The organism is Brachybacterium fresconis (assembly GCF_017876515.1).
Lineage (GTDB): Bacteria > Actinomycetota > Actinomycetes > Actinomycetales > Dermabacteraceae > Brachybacterium > Brachybacterium fresconis.
In genome coordinates, this window is the sequence record NZ_JAGIOC010000001.1 from 4,132,949 (window position 1) to 4,151,504 (window position 18,556).

Sequence of the window (18,556 nt, forward strand, 5' to 3'; positions counted from 1 at the left end):
ATGCGCATCGACGTCCTCACCCTCTTCCCTGAGTACCTCGCCCCGCTCGAGCTCTCCCTGATCGGGAAGGCCCGACGCGACGGGCGCGTCGACCTGCAGGTCCACGACCTGCGGGAGTGGACTCACGACCGTCACCGCACCGTGGACGACACCCCGCTGGGCGGCGGCGCCGGCATGGTGATGAAGCCCGAGCCGTGGGCGGAGGCCTTCGCCGGCGTCCGCGCCGCCGGGCAGGAGGCGCTCGGTGACGTGGAGCCGCTGGTCGTCTTCCCCAACCCGGCAGGCGTCCCGTTCGCCCAGGACACCGCGCAGGAATGGTCGCAGCGGACGTGGATCATCTTCGCCTGCGGGCGCTACGAGGGCATCGACGAGCGGGTCTACGAGCACCTGGCCGACTCCGGCTACGAGGTCGCCCTCTCGTCCCTCGGCGACTACGTGCTCAACGGGGGAGAGGTCGCCGTGCTCGCCATCACCGAGGCCGTGGTGCGTCTGGTGCCCGGTGTCGTCGGCAATGCCGAGTCGCTGGTCGAGGAGTCCCACTCCGACGGGCTGCTCGAGTACCCGCTCTACACCCGCCCCGCCACCTGGACCGACCCGATCGGCGTCGTGCGCGAGGCGCCCTCGATCCTGCTCTCCGGCGACCACGGGAAGATCGCCGCCTGGCGCCGTGAGCAGTCCGTCCAGCGCACCGGGGAGCGGCGTCCGGACCTGCTCGGGACCGACGGGAACGGCGCCGGGGAGGCCGACGGACCGACCACCACGCCCTGAGCCCGGGCCGGAGGCACCGCGCGCCGTGACGGAACCGACACCCGGGCGTGCGACTGACCAGGGGCATCGGCGGAGCGACGGCTTGCCGAGGACCTCCTGCGCTGGCACAATGTCTCCTTGTGCGCACCGCGCGTTCCTCTGCCTCAGGGGAGGGACGCAGCACGCGGTCGGGCAGGTCCGTGGCGATGGGAGTCGCCGCCAGAGGCCCAGCACACCGGTACGGGGAGCTCGCTCCTCGCCGGATCGACGGTTCATGACGGGCCCCGGCCATCCGGGTCGCCCGACGAACACGCCGTCCGACCTGAGGCGGAGGGCTGGAGATACACCATGCAGAAGCTCGATGAGCTCGACCAGGCGTCCCTGCGCGAGGACGTCCCCGATTTCCGCGCCGGCGACAACGTCAAGGTGCACGTGAAGGTCATCGAGGGCAACCGCTCTCGTATCCAGGTCTTCCAGGGCTACGTCATCGGCCGCCAGGGCCACGGCGTCGGCGAGACCTTCCGCGTCCGCAAGATCTCCTTCGGCGTCGGCGTCGAGCGCGTGTTCCCGGTGCACGCCCCGACCGTCGACAAGATCGAGGTCGTCACCCGCGGTGACGTGCGTCGCGCGAAGCTGTACTACCTGCGCAACCTCACGGGCAAGAAGGCCCGCATCAAGGAGAAGCGCACCCACTCCTGATCCCTCGATGACTCGAGATCACGTGAGCAGACGGCGGCGGCCCCACCCGGTGGTGGCCGCCGCCGTCTGCGTCGTGCTGCTCCTGGTCGCCGCCGGCGCCGTGCGGCATTTCGTGGTCCGCCCCTTCCGCGTGCCGTCGGCCTCGATGGAGCCCGCCCTCGTCCCGGGCGATGTGATCCTGGCCGATCGCTCCACGCGCGGGACCGCGACACGCGGGGACATCGTCGTCTTCGACGGCACCGGGTACTTCGCCCCAACGGCCGAGGACGGGGGGCGGTACTGGGTCAAACGGGTGATCGCCGTCGGCGGGGACCGGGTGAGCTGCTGCGATCCGGACGGCGCGATCACCATCGACGGCGAAGCTCTCCAGGAGCCCTACCTGGCCCCCGGCACGGCACCCAGTGAGATCGAGTTCGATCTGCGCGTGCCCGCCGGGCGCATGTTCGTGCTCGGGGACAACCGCTCGGACTCCACTGATTCGCGGCACCTGCTGGGAGCGCCGGGCGGCGGGATGATCCCCGTGGAGCGGGTCGTGGGCGACGCCGATCGGATCGTGTGGCCTCTCACGCGCCGTGGTGCGCTCTGACGCGCAGGTTGGGCGGATAGTATCGCCGCGATGAACGCGTCCGAAGAACCCCGCCGTGCCGTGTCCGATTCCCAGGACGCCGCACAGGAGGCGGACGCCTCCCGCGGGCATCGGTCCGCGAAGCGGCCCGGCCGCCGGGCCCGGATGCCGCTGTGGCTGGACACGGCGGTCACCATGGTCGTCGCCCTGCTCATCGCCGTGCTGGTCAAGACCTTCCTGATCCAGCCGTTCTACATCCCGTCGGCCTCGATGAACCCCACGCTGCTGGAGAACGACAAGATCCTGGTCTCGAAGCTGACCCCGGGCGTGTTCGATCTGCACCGGGGCGACGTCATCGTCTTCGAGGACCCGGACAACTGGATCCCCGGGGATGCGACCGAGAACCCCACCCCCCGGGTGCGGGTGATGATGGTGCTCAGCCTCGTCGGCCTCGCCCCCGACCCCTCCCAGGACCATCTGGTCAAGCGGCTCATCGGCCTGCCCGGCGATCACGTCGCGTGCGAGGAGCAGGGCGGCCCGCTGACGGTCAACGGCGTCGAGCTCGACGAGCCCTACACCAACCAGGCCGCCTCCCCCTGCCAGGTCGCCTTCGACGTCACCGTGCCGGAGGACCGGGTGTGGGTGATGGGCGACAACCGCCACGCCTCCGCGGACTCCGCCTGGCACGAGTCCCAGGGAGAGAACGGCTTCGTCCCCGAGTCGAACATCACCGGCAAGGCCGAGGTCGTCTTCTGGCCGGTCTCCCGGTGGAGCGGCCTGGGCGATGGCCGCGACAGCTTCGCCGACGTCCCCGCCCAGCCGTGACCGTCACCCTGCCCAGTCTCGACCTCGAGCTCTCCCTGGCCGGCCGCTGCGGCCCGGGCCGACGCCTCGTCGTCGGCCTCGACGAGGTCGGGCGCGGCGCGCTGGCCGGTCCCGTCGCCATGGGCGCCTGTGCGCTCGAGATCGTCGACGGTCGTGTCCCCGCGCTGCCCGAGGGCGTCCGGGACTCCAAGAAGCTCGCCCCGCGCCGCCGGGAGGAGCTGGTGGATCCGATCCTGGAGGCGGTCCATGCCGGTGCGGTCGGCTGGGCGAGTCCCGCCGAGATCGACGAGATCGGCATCGTCGGTGCGCTGACCCGCGCCGGTCTGCGCGCCCTCGAAGGCCTCGGTCTCGAGCCCGATGCGATCCTGCTGGACGGCGACGCCGACGTGCTCTCCGCCGCGCTGGTCCGTCCGGACCGGCCGGCGCCGCTGGTCCAGCTGCGGGTCGCGGCCGACCGGGACTGCGCGAGCGTCTCCGCCGCCAGCGTGCTGGCGAAGGTCGCCCGCGACGCGCACATGGTCGAGCTCGACGGCCTCGCCCCCGAGTACTGCTGGGCGTCGAACAAGGGATACGGCTCGGCCGCGCATCGGGAGGCCATCGACCGGCTCGGCACCCACGAGCAGCACCGCCGCAGCTGGCGACTCGGCTCGCTCCCCGCTGCCCCGGTGGCCCCGCTGACCGCGGTGGGGCCGGCGGACTCCGCGGTCACGAGGGAACGGACGTCCTCCGCGGTCCCGCGGGACCCGACGGTCCACCGCGCGCCCGAGACGCCGTCGCCCGCCCCCGTTCCGCCTGCTCCCAGCCCCGCTGGCGTACTGTGGAGCGATCAGTGGCCCCTGCAGCATGAGGAGGAGCGTCGGTGAGCGCGCAGGATCTCGAGAACTACGAGTCCGACCTCGAACTCCAGCTGTTCCGCGAATACCGCGACGTGGTCAGCCTGTTCACCTACGTGGTCGAGACCGAGCGACGCTTCTACCTCGCCAACCAGGTCGATCTCCAGGTCCGCTCCGGAGGCGGCGAGGTGTTCTATGAGCTGCGTCTGGCCGACGTGTGGGTCTGGGACATCTACCGCTCCAACCGCTTCGTGCGCTCGGTGCGTGTGGTGACCTTCAAGGACGTCAACATCGAAGAGCTCAACAAGCCGGACATCTCCCTGCCCTGAGCGGTGCCATGCCGTGGCCCCGGCGGTGCTCCGACGGGCGCCGTGGCCTCGAGGCGGACGTCCAGGTAGCAGTCGGCCGGCAGCAGCCGGCACCGGTCCGACCCGTCCTTCCTCCCCAGAGGGTGCTCGTCCACAGAACGGGCGACCCAGCTGTGGCGCGAGCAGGATCCGGCCACGCTGGCGGGCATGAACTCCCTCGCCTCCACCCCACGCTCCGCGACCGCCCGACGTCCTCGCTCCCGCTCCGACGGCGCGGCCCCGCCGCCGGAGGATTCCCATGTGGTCGGCGAGGCGGGTGATCCGCCGACGGCCGGGCCCGCCGCGCCGCCGCGACGACGCCGGGTCCGAGAGATGTCCACCGCCGACCTGGGACGGGCGGGGGAGGACCTCGCCGCCGAACACCTGGTGGCCTGCGGGTGGCAGATCATCGAGCGCAATCTCCAGCTCTCCCAGGGCGAGCTCGACATCGTCGCGCTCGCGCACACGACCCTCGTCTTCGTCGAGGTCAAGACCCGCCGCACCTTCGTCACCGGGGTGCCGCAGGCCGCGGTCACCACCGCGAAGCTGAGACGCCTGCGACGGCTGGCGGGGGAGTACCTCATGGAGCGGTCCACCCCGCACCGGGACGTCCGCATCGACGTCGTCGCCGTGCATGCGCACCTCGACGGGACCTTCTCCCTCGAGCATCTCGAAGCGGTGTGAGGATGGGCCACGCACGCACCCTCTCGGTCAGCCTCTCCGGGCTCGACGGGACGCTCGTCGAGGTCGAGGCCGACGTCTCCCCGGGGCTGCCGGCGTTCACCGTCGTCGGGCTGCCGGACTCCTCGACGCTGCAGGCACGGGAGCGGGTGAGGGCCGCCACCGCCCGCAGCGGCGTCCACCTGGCCGCCCGTCGGATCACCGTGAACATGACGCCGGCCTGGCGGCCCAAACGCGGCTCCGGCTTCGACCTCGCCATCGCGATGGCCGTCGTGGATGCCCAGGGCGACCTCCTCGTCCACGTCCCCGGCGACACGGTGCTGCTGGGGGAACTGGGGCTGGACGCGCGGGTCCGTCCGATCCCCGGGGTGCTGCCGGCGCTGCTGGCGGCGCGCAGCCTGGGGATCTCCCGGGCGGTGGTGCCGCAGCAGAACCTGACCGAAGCGCGGCTGGTCGACGGGCTCGAGGTCGACGGCGCCGAGGACCTCACCGACCTCCTGCACCGCTACGGGGCCGATGTCCCGCCGTCCCCGGTGCGCCAGAGCCTGCAGCTGACGGCGCCGCGGTCGGGCGCGCTGGATCAGCCCGGTCCCGCCGCCCCGCCGGACTTCGCGGACGTCCTCGGCCAGGCGCAGGCGCGCCGCGCCGCCGAGGTCGCGGCCGCCGGCGGGCACCATCTGCTGCTGACCGGGCCGCCCGGGGCCGGCAAGACGATGATCGCCGCCCGCATCCCCGGGATCCTCCCCGAGCTCGAGATCGACGACTCCCTGGCCGTCTCGGCGATCCACTCGCTCAGCGGCCGCTTCGACGCCGATGACGGGCTGTACCGCACGCCCCCGTTCGAGAGCCCGCACCACACCTCCACGCCGGCGGCGATCGTCGGAGGAGGATCCGGACTGGCGCTGCCCGGAGCGATCTCCCGCGCCCATGCCGGGGTCCTCTTCCTCGACGAGGCCCCCGAGTTCTCCCCCCGAGTGCTCGAGGCGCTGCGTGAACCGCTCGAGACCGGGGACATCACCCTCCACCGCGCCCGCGCGGTGACCCGCTACCCGGCACGCTTCCAGCTGGTCCTGGCGGCCAATCCGTGCCCCTGCGGCCAGGCCTACGGGAAGGGAGCCGGATGCTCCTGCACGGCGATGCAGAAGCGGCGGTACGCCGCGCGCCTGTCCGGGCCGGTGCTGGACCGCGTCGACATGCGCGTGCAGGTGGGCCCGGTGGACATCCGCCGCACCAGCGCGACGGAGGTCGAGCCCACCGCGATCATCGCCCAGCGCGTGGCCGCGGCACGGCGGCGCCAGCGGCAGCGGTTCGAAGGCCTGGCATGGCGCACCAACGCCCAGCTGCCCGGGCCCCGACTGCGCCGGGAGTTCTCCCCGCAGCCTGCCGAGCTCCGCCTGCTCGACCACGCCCTCGCCCACGGTCGGCTGACCCTGCGCGGCCATGACCGCGTGCTGCGTCTGGCCTGGACCCTCGCCGACCTCGACGGGGCGGACCGACCCGACGCCGAGCACATCGGCCTCGCCCTCACCCTGCGCGAAGGAGAACCACGATGACCCCCTCGACATCGGCCCCCGCACCGGCCGACGATGCCGCCGACCGGCTCGCCCGGATCACCTGGTCCCTGATCGCCGAGCCCTCGGATCCCGTCGCCCTGCTGGCCCGCAGCCTGCTCGGCCCCGTCGAGGCCCTGGCCCTCGCCCGCGAAGCCACCGAGACGGAGCTGACCACACGGCTCGGCGGCGAGCTCCCGGCCGACACCGCCGAGCCGGGAGCCCCGCACCAGCGGTCCCGGCGCGCCCTGGCCCGCTGGCGCACCCGGTGGGCCGAGGTCGACCTCGACGCGGTCCTCGAGGACGCCGAGCGCCGCCGGATCCGGATCCTCACCCCGGCGGACCCGGAGTGGCCCGCGTCGCTGGGGGACCTGCAGGAGACGAGCCCTCACTGCCTGTGGGTGCAGGGCCCGGGTCGGCTCGACGAGCTCGTCGCATCTCGCTGCGCCGCGATCGTCGGCTCCCGTGCCTCGACCCCCTACGGGGAGGACGCCGCCACCGGCTTCGGGGCGGAGCTCGCCGCCGGTGGCGGAACCGTCGTCTCCGGCGGCGCTTACGGGATCGACGCCGCCGCCCATCGCGGGGCGCTCGCCGCACCCGAGGGGGCGACGATCGCGGTGCTCGCCGGCGGGCTCGACCGCCTCTACCCTCGGGGGAACACCGAGCTGCTCGAACGCATCCGGGACCGCCATCTCGTGCTCAGCGAGGCGCCGCCGGGGACCGCCCCCACCCGGTGGCGCTTCCTGGCCCGCAATCGCCTGATCGCGGCACTGGGTCAGGCCGTCCTGGTGGTCGAGGCATCCTGGCGCTCCGGGGCGCTGTCCACCGCGCGCCTCGCGGACCAGCTGTCCCGTCCGGTCGGGGCGGTGCCCGGGCCGATCACCTCGGCCGCGAGCGCCGGATGCCACCGTGTGATCCGCGAACGGGGCGCCGTGCTGGTCACCGAACCGTCCGAGCTGCTGGACCTGCTCCCCGGCGGGCCCGCCGCCGGGGACGGGAGCTTCGCGGTCCAGGACGAGCTCGACCTGCTCAGCCCCTCCGATCGGCGAGTCCTGGATGCCGTGCCGCCGCGCTCGAGCCTCTCCCTCTCCCGCATCGCCCGCGAGATCGGTTTCGAACAGGCCGAGGTCGACGCCGCGCTGGCCCGCCTGTCCCTGCTGGGTCTGGTGGAGACGGTGGCGGATCGCGCCAGACGCGCCCGGACGAGCAGGTGACGAGGCCCTCGGGGGCGGGATGAGGGATCATGGGTCCATGACAGCCGCGTCGGAGCCATCCGAGGAGGCGGAGAACTCCCGCGAGGCGGTGGTGTCCGCCTTCGCCGAGCATCTCCGTCTCGAACGGGGACGCTCGGAGCACACCGTGCGTGCGTACGGTCGGGAAGCCGCGAGCCTGCTCGAGCACCTGGCCGCCGTCGAGCGGATCGAGCTGGTCGAGCTGGACGTGGCCGCGCTGCGCTCCTGGCTGGCGGAGCGTGCGGAGTCCGGGGCGGCGGCCAGCACCCTGGCCCGCTCGGCCGCGGCAGCGCGCACCTTCACCACCTGGCTCGCCACAACCGGTCGCATCCCGCAGGACGTCGGCGGGCGCCTGAAGGCCCCGCGCCGAGGTCGTCATCTGCCCACCGTGCTCTCCGGGGACCAGGCCGCGGATCTGCTCGACGGGGTCGCCGACCCGGGGAGCGTTCCGCGCCGCAGGCCGGAGACGGGGGAGACGGCCGGCCCGGACGAGGATCCGCTGCAGCACGCGATCGCCCTGCGTGACACGGCGGTGCTCGAGCTGCTCTACTCCTCCGGCCTGCGTGTGTCCGAACTGGTGGCGCTGGACCGCCACGGCATCGACCCCTCCCAGGGGACCGTCCGGGTGCGCGGCAAGGGGGACAAGGAGCGTGTCGTCCCGGTCGGGATCCCCGCGCTCGAGGCCGTGCAGCGGTGGGAGCAGGAGGGGCGTCCCGTCCTCGCCGCCCAGACCCGGCCCGCGGCGCGGACCCGCGGTACAGCAGGGGCGGGGAAGGCCCTGTTCCTGGGCGTGCGCGGCGGCCGACTCGGGGACCGTGCGGTGCGCACGCTGATCGATCGCTCCGCGACCCGGGCCGGCCTCACCAAGCACATCACCCCGCACACGCTGAGACACAGTGCGGCCACCCACCTCGTCGAGGGCGGGGCGGATCTGCGCAGCGTCCAGGACTTCCTCGGGCATTCCTCGCTCGCCACCACACAGATCTACACGCATGTCAGCGCGGATCGCCTGCGGAAGACCATCGACCAGGCCCACCCCCGCGCCTGACCGACACCGCCGAGGGCCCCAGGAGCAGGCGGCCCCGTCACGCAGCCGGTGCGATCTGAGCGCCCGCCCTGTCCTGCCCAGCTGCGCCCTCCGACCTCGCCGCCGCGGCCACGCCCTCCGCCACGGCGGCCCCGGCCTCCGCTGCGGCGGCCCCGGCGATCGCCGCCCGGTCCTCCGGGGCGCGGTGCCCCGCCACGGCGCTCCCTGCCGCCGCCCGTCCGTCCGACGACCAGGGCAGGAGCACGCTGGGGCCCCACGCCCCGAGCAGCACCTCCGGATCCAGGTATCCCTGGCCCCGGCGCGCGCCCAGATGCAGGCACGATCGACTCGAGCAGTGGGAGGCACCGTCGTCGGCGATCTCGCCCAGCACCTCGCCGGCGCGGACTTTCGCGCCCTTCTCGAGCGCCCCGGTGACCGGCTCATAGGTCGAGATGAGCCCGTCGGCGTGCAGCACCGAGACGACCCCGCGCCCGGCCACGTCCCCGCTGAAGCGCACGGTGCCCGCCTCGACAGCACGCACGGGCGTTCCGGCGCCGTCCACGGCCACATCGATGCCGCGGTGACCGGGCCCGTAGGGATTCTCCGGGGCATCGAAGGGGTGGACCACCGGATGCGGCCCCGGGACCGGCCACTGCCATCGCGGGCCCTCGCCCCGTGCCGGACCGTCAGTCCCTGCCGGGTCCTCGGCACCTGCTGGTCCCTCGGCCGGTGCTGGTCCCTCGGCCTGTGCTGGTCCGTCGGTCTGTGCCGTTCCCTCGGCCCCTGCTGGGCCCGGGACGGCGAGGGCGAGCAGCAGGCACAGCACGACCAGCATGATGCGCAGCACGCGCAGGACCATCGGACGGGGCGGCTGCGAACTGCTCGCGGACAGATGACGAGGAACCATCCAGGCATCCTCCTCGGCGGCGGTCGCGCTGTCCCGGGCCCAGCCGTCGCGGTGGACGCAGGGGCGTTGGGGAGGACGGTCGACGCCCCGGCGTGACGAATTCAGCACCGGAGGATGCGGCGACGTCGGATAGACTCTGTCCAGCATCCGGTCCGTTCGGATGACTTCGCGTGCCCACCAGGGCTCGTCGGCCTTCGGTCCTCGACCGTTTCGCACCTCGGTGCGAGCATCGTCGAGGCGGCCGGCACCCGGGCACCAGGCCCCGCACCGACCGGTGTCGGGGGAGAACTGAGAGAACAGGTCCTGCGCGATGACCACGGACGCCTCCGGGCGAGTCGTGTGAGCCCAGGCCCAGAACAGAGGACACCACCATGGCAGTCGTCACCATGCGCCAGCTCCTGGAGAGCGGCGTCCACTTCGGACACCAGACCCGTCGCTGGAACCCGAAGGTCCGTCGCTTCATCTTCACGGAGCGCAACGGCATCTACATCGTCGACCTCATGCAGACCCTGTCGTACATCGACAAGGCCTTCGACTTCGTCAAGCAGACGGTCGCCCACGGCGGCACCATCCTGTTCGTCGGCACCAAGAAGCAGGCTCAGGAGTCCATCCAGGAGCAGGCCACCCGCGTGGGCATGCCCTTCGTGAACAACCGCTGGCTGGGCGGCATGCTCACCAACCTGCAGACCGTCTCCGCGCGCGTGAACCGGCTCAAGGAGCTCGAGCAGATCGACTTCGAGGATGTGGCCGCCTCCGGCCGCACCAAGAAGGAGCTGCTGATGATGCGCCGCGAGAAGGACAAGCTCGAGCGCACCCTGGGCGGTATCCGCGACATGCCCAAGGCCCCGTCGGCCGTGTGGATCGTGGACACCAACAAGGAGCACCTGGCCGTCGACGAGGCGCAGAAGCTGAGCATCCCGGTCGTCGCGATCCTGGACACCAACTGCGACCCCGACGAGATCGCCTACCCGATCCCGGGCAACGATGACGCGATCCGCTCCGTCACGCTGCTGACCCGGGTCGTGGCCGACGCCGTCGCCGCCGGTCTGCAGGAGCGCCACGCCAAGGCCGCCGGCGGGGAGAAGAACGTCTCCGCCGTCGCCGCCGAGCCGCTGGCCGAGTGGGAGCAGGAGCTGCTGAAGCAGTCCGAGGTCCAGCAGCAGGACGCGCCGGCCGAGGAATCGGTCGCCGCCGAGACCGCCGAGACCGCCGAGGACACCGAGGCCGCGAAGGCTGCGGACGAGTCGTTGACCCCGGCAGCCCCCGAGGCCGCCGAGGTTCCCGGCAGCTCGGCCCCGGCCGATAACGCGCCCGCCGCCGCCGAGGCGCAGGCCGCCGAGACCGACGAGGCCACCTCCGCCGAGTGAGCGTCCGGAACCGGGGAGGCCACGCGCCTCCCCGGTTCCCGGCACGGCCCGCCCGACACGACACTTCACGTCCCCGAGGGAGACATTTATGGCCAAGTACACGGCCGCAGACATCAAGGAGATCCGGGAGATCACCGGCGCCGGCATGCTCGACGTCAAGAAGGCTCTCGACGAGGCTGACGGCGACAAGCCGAAGGCCATCGAGGTCATCCGCGTCAAGGGGCTCAAGGGCATCGCCAAGCGTGAGGCCCGCACCGCGTCCGAGGGCCTCATCGCCGTCGACATCCGCGACGGGGAGGGCGGCCGGACCGGTACCCTCGTCGAGCTCAATTCCGAGACCGACTTCGTGGCCAAGAACGACAAGTTCGTCGCCCTGGGCGACGAGGCCGTGGCCGCGGCGGTCGCCTCCGGCGCCGAGCAGCCCGAGGACCTCTCCGAGACCGAGTTCGGCGAGGCCCTGACCAACGCCGGCGCCACCATGGGCGAGAAGATCCTGGTGCGCCGCATCGGCCGCGTCTCCGGCGAGGCCGTCACCGCCTACATGCACCGCACCAACAAGGACCTGCCCCCGCAGGTCGGCGTGCTCGTCGCCTCCGATGCGGCCGGCGCCGAGGTCGCGCGCGACGTCGCGATGCACATCGCCGCGTTCTCCCCGACCTACCTCACCCGGGAGGAGGTCCCCGAGGAGATCGTCGCCAATGAGCGCCGCATCGCCCAGGAGACCGCCGAGAACGAGAACAAGCCCGAGAAGGCGATCCCGAAGATCGTCGAGGGCCGTCTGAACGGCTACTACAAGGAGAACGTCCTGCTCGACCAGGCGTTCGCCAAGGACCCGAAGCAGAGCGTCGGCGCCATCGTCGAGGCCGCAGGGGGCTCCCTGAGCGGATTCGTCCGCTTCCGCGTCGGCGGCTGAGACCGCCCCGGGGAATCGGACCTCTCGGCCCGGTGCCCCTCCGGCCCCGCGTGAGCGAGGCCACCGACCCGCGGCCCCGCACCATCGGTGCGGGGCCGCGCCGGTATCATCGCCGAGGACCCAGTGCGGAAGGACCCTCATGACCCAGACGTTCACGTCACCCATCCCCGTTCTCCCCCGGAAGCAGGATGGACGCCGAGTCCTCCTGAAGCTGTCCGGCGAAGCCTTCGGGGGCGGTGCCGTCGGGGTCGACCCCGACGTGGTCTCCCGTGTCGCGGGGGAGGTCGCCGAAGGGGTGGCCCAGGGCGTCGAGTGCGCCATCGTCGTCGGCGGCGGCAACTTCTTCCGCGGTGCCGAGCTCTCCCAGCGCGGCATGGACCGCCGCCGCGCCGACTACATGGGGATGCTCGGCACCGTCATGAACTGCCTGGCGCTGCAGGACTTCCTCGAGCAGCGCGGAGTCTCCACCCGCGTGCAGACCGCCATCGAGATGGGCCAGGTCGCCGAGCCCTACATCCCGCTGCGCGCCGTGCGGCACCTGGAGAAGGGCCGCGTGGTCATCTTCGGCGCCGGCGCCGGCATGCCCTACTTCTCGACGGACACCGTCGCTGTCCAGCGCGCCCTGGAGATCGGCTGCGAGGAGGTCCTGATGGGCAAGAACGGGGTCGACGGCGTCTACGACGCGGATCCCCGCACCCACCCCGACGCCGTGAAGCTGGATCACGTCACCTACAACGACGCCCTCCAGCGCGGCCTCAAGGTCGTCGACTCCACCGCCTTCAGCCTGTGCATGGACAATGCCCAGCAGATGATGGTGTTCGGCCTTGACGCGCCGGGCAACATCACCCGGGCCATGCGCGGCGACCGGATCGGCACGGTCGTCACCCACGACTGACCACCCCTCCGCCCGCCGCCGTCGACCGACATCGACGTTCTGCGCCGTCCGCGGTCCGGGCCCGCCCCGCGCGTGCCGCACCGGCTTGACGGTGCGGGACAATGGACCCACCACCCCCCGAGAATCGAGGAGCACTCGTGAGCGACGACCCCGCCAGCATCCTGAAGGACGCCAAGACCAAGATGTCCAAGTCCGTCGAGGTCACCAAGGAGGAGTTCACCGCGATCCGTACCGGCCGAGCCTCCGCCGCGATGTTCCAGGGCATCACGGTGGAGTACTACGGGGCGCCGACGCCGCTGAACCAGCTCGCCTCGCTCCAGTTCCCCGAGGCGCGCACGGTCATCGTCACGCCCTACGACAAGTCCGCCATGGCGCAGGTGGAGACCGCGCTGCGGGACTCCGACCTAGGGGTGAACCCCACCAACAACGGTGACACCCTCCGCGTCGTCCTGCCCGCGCTGACGGAGGAGCGGCGCCGGGACTACGCCAAGCTCGCCAAGACCAAGGCCGAGGACGGCCGGGTCGCGGTGCGCGGCTCCCGCGGCAACGCGAAGAAGGCGCTCGAGAAGCTGGTCAAGGACGGCGAGATCGGCGAGGACGAGGGCTCCCGCGCGGAGAAGGAGCTGGAGACGCTGACCAAGACCGCCAACGAGCAGATCGACGAGGCCCTGTCCCTGAAGGAGACCGAGCTCGAGACGATCTGAGCTCTCGACCGACTCCTGACCGCGCCCCGTGAGCATCGCCCCGGACACCCCGCCGCCGACGTCCGCCTCGACCCCTGTCGAGGCGGACGTCGACGCGGGCGATCCGGCGCACGCCAAGCGCCGCGGCCCGGGCCGCAACCTCCCCGCGGCCATCGCCGTGGGGGCGGGGCTGGGCGTCGTGCTGCTGTGCACGCTGTTCCTGCTCCCGCAGGCGTTCCCCGTGCTGGTGGCCGCGGTGATGGTGCTGGCGGTGCTCGAGCTCACCCGGGCGCTGGCCCAGGGCGGCCTCGAGGTTCCGCCCGTCCCGCTCCTGGTCGGCGTGATCGGCATGGCCGTCTCGACCGTCGTCTTCGACACGGAGGGACTGCTGGTGGCCACCGCCGTGGCCGTCTGCGTGCTGATCCTGTGGCGAGTCTCCGAATCCATGGGGCTGACCGCCCTGCGGGATGTCGCCGGGGGAGTATTCTGCCTGGCCTGGGTCGCGTTCCTGGGATGCTTCACCCTGCTGCTGTTCAACCTCGAGCAGGGGCCGCTGCTGGTGCTGCTGGCGGTGCTCGGCTCCGTCGGCAACGACATCGGCGGTTACGTGGCCGGAGTGCTGTTCGGGTCCCACCCGATGGCGCCGGGCATCAGCCCCAAGAAGAGCTGGGAGGGATTCGCCGGCTCCCTGATCATGGGCGTCGCCGCCGTCACCGTCGTGGGCCTGCTCGCGCTCGACCTGCCGTGGTGGATCGGGGTGCTCCTCGGCGTGGTCCTGGTGACCGTCTCCACCTGCGGCGACCTGTCCGAATCGCTTCTGAAGCGGGATCTCGGGATCAAGGACATGGGCCACCTCCTGCCGGGCCACGGCGGAGTGCTCGACCGCGTGGACTCGATCCTGATCGCCGCGCCCACCACCTACATCATGCTGGAGGTCCTGCTGCCATGAACCATCCTGTCGACCGCCCCTCGGACCGTCCCGCCGGCCGCCCGGAGAAGACGGCTCCCGCCGGTGCGGGTCTGCCCGACCTCTCCCGCGAGGCCGTTCCCGGCGAGAAGATCGCCCTCGCCCCCGGCCAGCTGCAGCTGCGTCCCGCCCGCCGCGGCAAGCCGCCGGCGCACCTGGCGGACCTCACCCTCGACGAGCGCATCGCCGCGGTCGAGGAGATGGGCCTGCCCGGGTACCGCGCCAAGCAGCTGTCCGTGCACTACTTCGAGCACTTCACCACGGACCCCGATGACCTCACCGACCTGCCGAAGGACCGCCGCCAGGAGCTCGTAGACCGCTTCTTCCCGCCGCTGCTGAGCGTCGTCTCCCGGCAGTCCGCGGACCACGGCGCGACCCAGAAGTTCCTGTGGAAGCTGTTCGACGGCCCGATGGTCGAATCGGTCCTGATGCGCTACAGCGACCGCGTCACCCTGTGCATCTCCTCCGAGGCCGGCTGCGGCATGAACTGTCCCTTCTGCGCGACCGGCCAGATGGGTCTGACCCGCAACCTCTCGGCCGCCGAGATCCTCGAGCAGGTCCGCATCGCCAACAAGCTGCTGGCCGACGGCGAGCTGCCCGGCGGGCCCGGGCGCGTCTCCAACATCGTGTTCATGGGGATGGGCGAGCCGCTGGCGAACTACCGGCCCGTGGCCACCGTGTGCAAGCGGCTGAACGCCCCCGCGCCCGAGGGCTTCGGCATGGGCGCGCGCCACATCACCGTCTCGACCGTGGGTCTGGCCGCGGCCGTGCGCAAGCTGACCGCCGAGAAGATCCCGGTCACCCTCGCCGTCTCCCTGCATGCGCCCGACGACGCGCTGCGCAACGAGCTGGTGCCGATCAACACCCGCTTCGACATCGACGAGATCCTCGACGCGGCCTGGGAGTACTTCGAGGCCACCGGGCGCCGCGTGAGCATCGAGTACGCCCTGATCCGGGACATCAACGACCAGGCGCATCGGGCCCAGCTGCTCGCGGACCGTCTGATCGCCAAGGGTGGGGCCCACTGGATCCACGTCAACCCGATCCCGCTCAACCCCGTCAAGGGATCGAAGTGGACCGCCTCCGATCCCTTCGTCGAGAAGCAGTTCGTCCAGACCCTGCGCGACGCCGGCATCTCCGCGACCATCCGCGACACCCGCGGCTCGGACATCGACGGCGCCTGCGGCCAGCTCGCGGCCGAGGTCATCGAGACCGATGAGCATCGCGAGGACCGCGAGGCGCGGATCGCGCGCGTCGAGGCCGTCGCCGGAGCGGTCGACTGAGCGCGCCGCCCGCCTCCCCGAACCCCACCTCCCCTCCCGCTACAGTGGGACCCCGACAGCACCGAGGAAGGATCCACTGGTGAGCACATCGTTCGAGCGCGTCTCTCGCTTCAGCGTCGGATACGACATGCGCGAGGTCGACGACTTCCTCGCGCGCGCCCGCACCGCCTACGAGGGGCGCGACCCCGAGTTCTCCGGGGCGGACATCACCTCGGCCAGCTTCGGGACCGAGCGCGGCGGCTATGACATGCGGGTGGTCGACGAGGCGCTGGACCGCCTCTCCGACGCCTTCGCCCTGCAGTCCCGCGACGACGCCATCGCCTCGACGGGCGAGGACGTCTGGGTCGCCCAGCTCACCGAGCGCGCCGAGAGCCTCAAGGAGCGCCTGGAGCGCCCCGCCGGGGACCGCTTCGCCCCGGCCTCGCAGGGCGAGCCGTCCTACGACAAGGCCGACGTCGATGCGCTGTGCGATCAGCTGGTCGCCTACTTCACGGACGGACTGCCGATGAGCGTCGACGACGTGCGGCGATCCGCCTTCCGGCGCCGTCGCGGAGCCGAGGGCTACCGCGAGGCCGTGGTCGACGTCTACCTGGACCACGTCGCGGACGTGATGGCCTCCGTGCCGTGACCGGTGCCGACGCCGCCGGCGGCGACGGGTCGGCGCGATGAGCGCGGCCCTGTTCGCCCTCGGCGTCCTGGTCGTCGCCGCGGGCCTGGCGCTCTCGATCGCCCTGCACGAGATCGGGCACCTGGTCCCGGCCAAGCTCTTCGGCGTCCGCGTCACCCAGTACATGATCGGCTTCGGGCCGACGATCTGGTCCCGCACGCGCGGCGAGACCGAGTACGGCGTCAAGGCCTTCCCCCTCGGCGGATACATCCGCATGATCGGCATGTTCCCGCCGCACCGCGGCGAGCCCGAGGGCACCATCCGCGAGGACTCCACCGGTCTGCTCCAGCAGATGACCGAGATGTCCGAGGACGCCAAGGCCTACGAGACCTCCCAGTACGGCCCCGAGGACGCGCACCGCACCTTCGTGGCGCTGTCGGTGCCCAAGAAGCTCGTGGTGATGCTGGGCGGGCCGACGATGAACCTGCTGATCTCCGTGGTGCTGATGACGGTGATGGTCAGCGGTATCGGCATGCCGGCGGTCACCCCCACGGTCCAGGCGGTCTCCGAGTGCGTGCTGCCGGCGGAGGCTCCCGCCGACACGAGCTGCGAGGGCGAGCAGCCCGCTCCCGCCCTCGCCGCCGGGATCCGACCAGGGGACACCCTGCGCTCCATCGACGGCCGCGAGATCAGCACGTGGTCCGACGTGACCAGCGCGATCCGGGCCAGCGGCGACCGCACCGTGCCCGTGGTCGTCGAGCGGGACGGCGAGACGCTCGAGCTCGAGGCGACCCCGATCGTCGACGCCCGCCCGGTGCTCGACGAGGACGGGGCCGCCGTGCGGGACGCGGAGGGGAACCTGGTCACGGAACAGGTCGGCTTCCTCGGGGTCTCGGGCACCCCCGATCTGGTGCCCCGGTCCCCGGCCGTCGTGCCGGAGCTGGCCTGGACCACCTTCTCGCGGACCGGGGAGCTGGTCCTCACCCTGCCCGTGCGGCTGTACGAGGTCGGCCAGGCCGCTTTCGGCAGCGCCGAGCGCGACCCGAACGGCCCGCTCGGCGTGGTCGGCGTGTCGCGCCTGGCCGGGGAGGTCGCCGCCGCCGATCAACCCGGGTTCGAGCTGCGCGAGAAGGTCGGCACCATGATCTCGATGCTGGCCTCGCTGAACATGGCTCTGTTCGTGTTCAACCTGGTGCCGCTGCTGCCGCTGGACGGCGGCCACGTGGCCGGAGCGCTGGTCGAGGGGGTGCGACGGCTCCTGGCCCGCCTGCGCGGGAAGGGGGACCCGGGTCCCGTGGACATGTCGCGCCTGCTGCCGCTGACCAATGTGGTCGCGCTCGTCTTCCTGCTGATGTCGGTGCTGCTGCTGTACGCCGACATCGTCAAACCCATCACGCTGTTCCCCTGAGGTCGTGGGCCCACGGTCGGGACGGGACGTCCATAATGGGAGCGTGACCTCTGTGAGCCCGGGCATCCCAGCCGCGTCGACCGCGCGGCTCGCGGCTCCGTGTCCCCCCGCCGACCCGGAGGGCGAGGTGGTCGCCGCTCCCGGCTCCGCCTCGGTCTCCGCAGGCTGAGGGCGATGTTCCGGCGCGGTGGCCGGATCCGACCGGTCCGACCCAGCGGTCTCGATGCCGCGCTCACGCACGCCCTGCGGGACCCGGTGGCCAACGCTCTCGCGGGTGCTCGACTGCGGGAGGTCGGGCGCCATCCCGCCGTCTCCCAGGAGTTCTCCTACGCCGGCGACGAGAAGGACCCCGACGGTCTGCTGTGGCACGGGGTGAACCTCTCGCCGCTGTCGGCGACCGAGGAGGCCCTGGGCGACTTCGGCCGCCACATGGCCGCACGCTCCCGCCGGGCCAGCTCGGTGGTGGGCCGGCGCCGAGCGATCGAGACGCTGTGGGAGCCGCTGGCCGACTCCTGGGGCGGGGGCGTGCGCGAGTATCGCTGGAGCCAGCCGCTGCTGCTGGCCGGTGACGCCGGGAGCGCCGGAACGTCCCGGCTGCGGCCCGCGCTGCCCGAGGAGGAGAACGCCGTCTTCCCGGCCGCCGTCGCGATGTTCCGGGAGGAGGTCGGCATCGATCCGCTGCTGGGCGACGGCGGGCGCTCCTATCGGTCCCGGATCAAGGAGCTGATCCGACGTGGCCGCACCTACATCGTCATCGAGGACGGCCAGGTGCTGTTCAAGGCCGACGTCGGCTCGCTGTTCGGCCCGGTCGCCCAGATCCACGGGGTATGGGTGCGGCCCGACCACCGCGGACACGGCCTGGGGCGCACCGCCATGGCGGACCTGGTGCGGCAGGTGCGCCGCGATCACGCCCCGCAGGTCTCCCTCTACGTCAACGACTTCAACGAACCGGCCCGACGGGCCTACGCCGCCTCCGGCTTCCACCAGGTCGGGGAGCTCTCCACGATCCTGTTCTGACCG

General features: G+C 72.2%; 20 protein-coding genes. 19 read left to right on the plus strand and 1 reads right to left on the minus strand.

Annotated elements, in window-relative coordinates:
- The 10 genes from trmD to JOF44_RS18365 all read left to right on the plus strand — a co-directional run bounded on the left by trmD (window position 1) and on the right by JOF44_RS18365 (window position 8,527).
- Window positions 1–768, plus strand: a complete 768-nt coding sequence (gene trmD, locus JOF44_RS18320) for a tRNA (guanosine(37)-N1)-methyltransferase TrmD (protein ID WP_209894881.1) — start codon at window positions 1–3, stop codon at window positions 766–768.
- Window positions 769–1,095: 327 nt separating this feature from the next.
- A complete protein-coding gene (gene rplS / locus JOF44_RS18325) occupies window positions 1,096–1,446 on the plus strand; it encodes a 50S ribosomal protein L19 (protein WP_076811630.1) in 351 nt (116 codons plus the stop codon).
- Window positions 1,447–1,453: 7 nt separating this feature from the next.
- Window positions 1,454–2,032, plus strand: a complete 579-nt coding sequence (gene lepB, locus JOF44_RS18330; RefSeq protein WP_209894883.1) for a signal peptidase I — start codon at window positions 1,454–1,456, stop codon at window positions 2,030–2,032.
- Window positions 2,033–2,062: 30 nt separating this feature from the next.
- Window positions 2,063–2,836, plus strand: a complete 774-nt coding sequence (lepB, locus tag JOF44_RS18335) for a signal peptidase I (protein WP_209894885.1) — start codon at window positions 2,063–2,065, stop codon at window positions 2,834–2,836.
- Entirely contained in the window at window positions 2,833–3,699 is an 867-nt protein-coding gene (locus JOF44_RS18340; protein ID WP_209894888.1) for a ribonuclease HII, read from the plus strand. The genes lepB (JOF44_RS18335) and JOF44_RS18340 overlap by 4 nt, the downstream gene beginning before the upstream one ends.
- Window positions 3,696–3,998, plus strand: coding sequence for a DUF2469 domain-containing protein (locus JOF44_RS18345; RefSeq protein WP_076810501.1), 303 nt, complete (start codon window positions 3,696–3,698; stop codon window positions 3,996–3,998). Before JOF44_RS18340 ends, JOF44_RS18345 begins: the two co-directional genes overlap by 4 nt.
- A gap of 186 nt (window positions 3,999–4,184) precedes the next feature.
- Window positions 4,185–4,700, plus strand: coding sequence for a YraN family protein (locus JOF44_RS18350; RefSeq protein ID WP_245349011.1), 516 nt, complete (start codon window positions 4,185–4,187; stop codon window positions 4,698–4,700).
- 2 nt (window positions 4,701–4,702) lie between these two features.
- Window positions 4,703–6,250, plus strand: coding sequence for a YifB family Mg chelatase-like AAA ATPase (locus JOF44_RS18355; RefSeq protein ID WP_209894890.1), 1,548 nt, complete (start codon window positions 4,703–4,705; stop codon window positions 6,248–6,250).
- On the plus strand, window positions 6,247–7,461 hold the full coding sequence (gene dprA, locus JOF44_RS18360; RefSeq protein WP_209894893.1) for a DNA-processing protein DprA: 1,215 nt from the start codon (window positions 6,247–6,249) through the stop codon (window positions 7,459–7,461). Before JOF44_RS18355 ends, dprA begins: the two co-directional genes overlap by 4 nt.
- A gap of 37 nt (window positions 7,462–7,498) precedes the next feature.
- Window positions 7,499–8,527, plus strand: a complete 1,029-nt coding sequence (locus JOF44_RS18365) for a tyrosine recombinase XerC (protein WP_209894895.1) — start codon at window positions 7,499–7,501, stop codon at window positions 8,525–8,527.
- Window positions 8,528–8,564: 37 nt separating this feature from the next.
- Here the strand turns inward: JOF44_RS18365 and JOF44_RS18370 are convergent, their stop codons facing one another.
- Window positions 8,565–9,413 (minus strand): murein hydrolase activator EnvC family protein, encoded by an 849-nt coding sequence (locus tag JOF44_RS18370; RefSeq protein ID WP_245349012.1) that lies wholly within the window; start codon window positions 9,411–9,413, stop codon window positions 8,565–8,567.
- 371 nt (window positions 9,414–9,784) lie between these two features.
- Between JOF44_RS18370 and rpsB the strand changes: the two genes are divergently transcribed.
- From rpsB to JOF44_RS18415, 9 genes are all read left to right on the plus strand, one after another.
- Window positions 9,785–10,780, plus strand: coding sequence for a 30S ribosomal protein S2 (rpsB, locus tag JOF44_RS18375; RefSeq protein ID WP_209894897.1), 996 nt, complete (start codon window positions 9,785–9,787; stop codon window positions 10,778–10,780).
- Between the two features lie 88 nt (window positions 10,781–10,868).
- Window positions 10,869–11,693 carry a translation elongation factor Ts gene (gene tsf / locus JOF44_RS18380; RefSeq protein ID WP_209894900.1) on the plus strand — a complete coding sequence of 275 codons (825 nt, stop codon included), beginning with the start codon at window positions 10,869–10,871 and terminating at the stop codon, window positions 11,691–11,693.
- A 139-nt stretch (window positions 11,694–11,832) separates the two neighbouring features.
- On the plus strand, window positions 11,833–12,588 hold the full coding sequence (pyrH, locus tag JOF44_RS18385) for a UMP kinase (protein WP_209894902.1): 756 nt from the start codon (window positions 11,833–11,835) through the stop codon (window positions 12,586–12,588).
- Between the two features lie 137 nt (window positions 12,589–12,725).
- Window positions 12,726–13,292: a ribosome recycling factor gene (frr, locus tag JOF44_RS18390; RefSeq protein WP_209894904.1), complete on the plus strand. Its 567-nt coding sequence runs from the start codon at window positions 12,726–12,728 to the stop codon at window positions 13,290–13,292.
- 28 nt (window positions 13,293–13,320) lie between these two features.
- Window positions 13,321–14,220 carry a phosphatidate cytidylyltransferase gene (locus JOF44_RS18395; RefSeq protein ID WP_209894906.1) on the plus strand — a complete coding sequence of 300 codons (900 nt, stop codon included), beginning with the start codon at window positions 13,321–13,323 and terminating at the stop codon, window positions 14,218–14,220.
- On the plus strand, window positions 14,217–15,521 hold the full coding sequence (gene rlmN / locus JOF44_RS18400) for a dual-specificity RNA methyltransferase RlmN (protein WP_245349014.1): 1,305 nt from the start codon (window positions 14,217–14,219) through the stop codon (window positions 15,519–15,521). The genes JOF44_RS18395 and rlmN overlap by 4 nt, the downstream gene beginning before the upstream one ends.
- A gap of 79 nt (window positions 15,522–15,600) precedes the next feature.
- Window positions 15,601–16,149 (plus strand): DivIVA domain-containing protein, encoded by a 549-nt coding sequence (locus JOF44_RS18405; protein ID WP_209894908.1) that lies wholly within the window; start codon window positions 15,601–15,603, stop codon window positions 16,147–16,149.
- 37 nt (window positions 16,150–16,186) lie between these two features.
- Window positions 16,187–17,536, plus strand: a complete 1,350-nt coding sequence (locus JOF44_RS18410; protein ID WP_209894910.1) for a M50 family metallopeptidase — start codon at window positions 16,187–16,189, stop codon at window positions 17,534–17,536.
- Window positions 17,537–17,710: 174 nt separating this feature from the next.
- Window positions 17,711–18,553, plus strand: a complete 843-nt coding sequence (locus JOF44_RS18415) for a GNAT family N-acetyltransferase (protein ID WP_209894912.1) — start codon at window positions 17,711–17,713, stop codon at window positions 18,551–18,553.
- The last annotated feature ends 3 nt before the right edge of the window (window positions 18,554–18,556 follow it).

Bases quoted from the DNA above. Each gene is read 5' to 3' on its own strand.
- pyrH (WP_209894902.1), top strand. From the start codon at position 11,833: ATGACCCAGACGTTCACGTCACCCATCCCCGTTCTCCCCCGGAAGCAG.
- rlmN (WP_245349014.1), top strand. From the start codon at position 14,217: ATGAACCATCCTGTCGACCGCCCCTCGGACCGTCCCGCCGGCCGCCCG.
- JOF44_RS18350 (WP_245349011.1), top strand. From the start codon at position 4,185: ATGAACTCCCTCGCCTCCACCCCACGCTCCGCGACCGCCCGACGTCCT.
- dprA (WP_209894893.1), top strand. From the start codon at position 6,247: ATGACCCCCTCGACATCGGCCCCCGCACCGGCCGACGATGCCGCCGAC.
- JOF44_RS18370 (WP_245349012.1), bottom strand. From the start codon at position 9,413: ATGGTTCCTCGTCATCTGTCCGCGAGCAGTTCGCAGCCGCCCCGTCCG.
- JOF44_RS18365 (WP_209894895.1), top strand. From the start codon at position 7,499: ATGACAGCCGCGTCGGAGCCATCCGAGGAGGCGGAGAACTCCCGCGAG.
- JOF44_RS18415 (WP_209894912.1), top strand. From the start codon at position 17,711: ATGTTCCGGCGCGGTGGCCGGATCCGACCGGTCCGACCCAGCGGTCTC.
- rplS (WP_076811630.1), top strand. From the start codon at position 1,096: ATGCAGAAGCTCGATGAGCTCGACCAGGCGTCCCTGCGCGAGGACGTC.
- lepB (WP_209894883.1), top strand. From the start codon at position 1,454: ATGACTCGAGATCACGTGAGCAGACGGCGGCGGCCCCACCCGGTGGTG.
- rpsB (WP_209894897.1), top strand. From the start codon at position 9,785: ATGGCAGTCGTCACCATGCGCCAGCTCCTGGAGAGCGGCGTCCACTTC.
- lepB (WP_209894885.1), top strand. From the start codon at position 2,063: ATGAACGCGTCCGAAGAACCCCGCCGTGCCGTGTCCGATTCCCAGGAC.
- JOF44_RS18355 (WP_209894890.1), top strand. From the start codon at position 4,703: ATGGGCCACGCACGCACCCTCTCGGTCAGCCTCTCCGGGCTCGACGGG.
- trmD (WP_209894881.1), top strand. From the start codon at position 1: ATGCGCATCGACGTCCTCACCCTCTTCCCTGAGTACCTCGCCCCGCTC.
- JOF44_RS18410 (WP_209894910.1), top strand. From the start codon at position 16,187: ATGAGCGCGGCCCTGTTCGCCCTCGGCGTCCTGGTCGTCGCCGCGGGC.
- tsf (WP_209894900.1), top strand. From the start codon at position 10,869: ATGGCCAAGTACACGGCCGCAGACATCAAGGAGATCCGGGAGATCACC.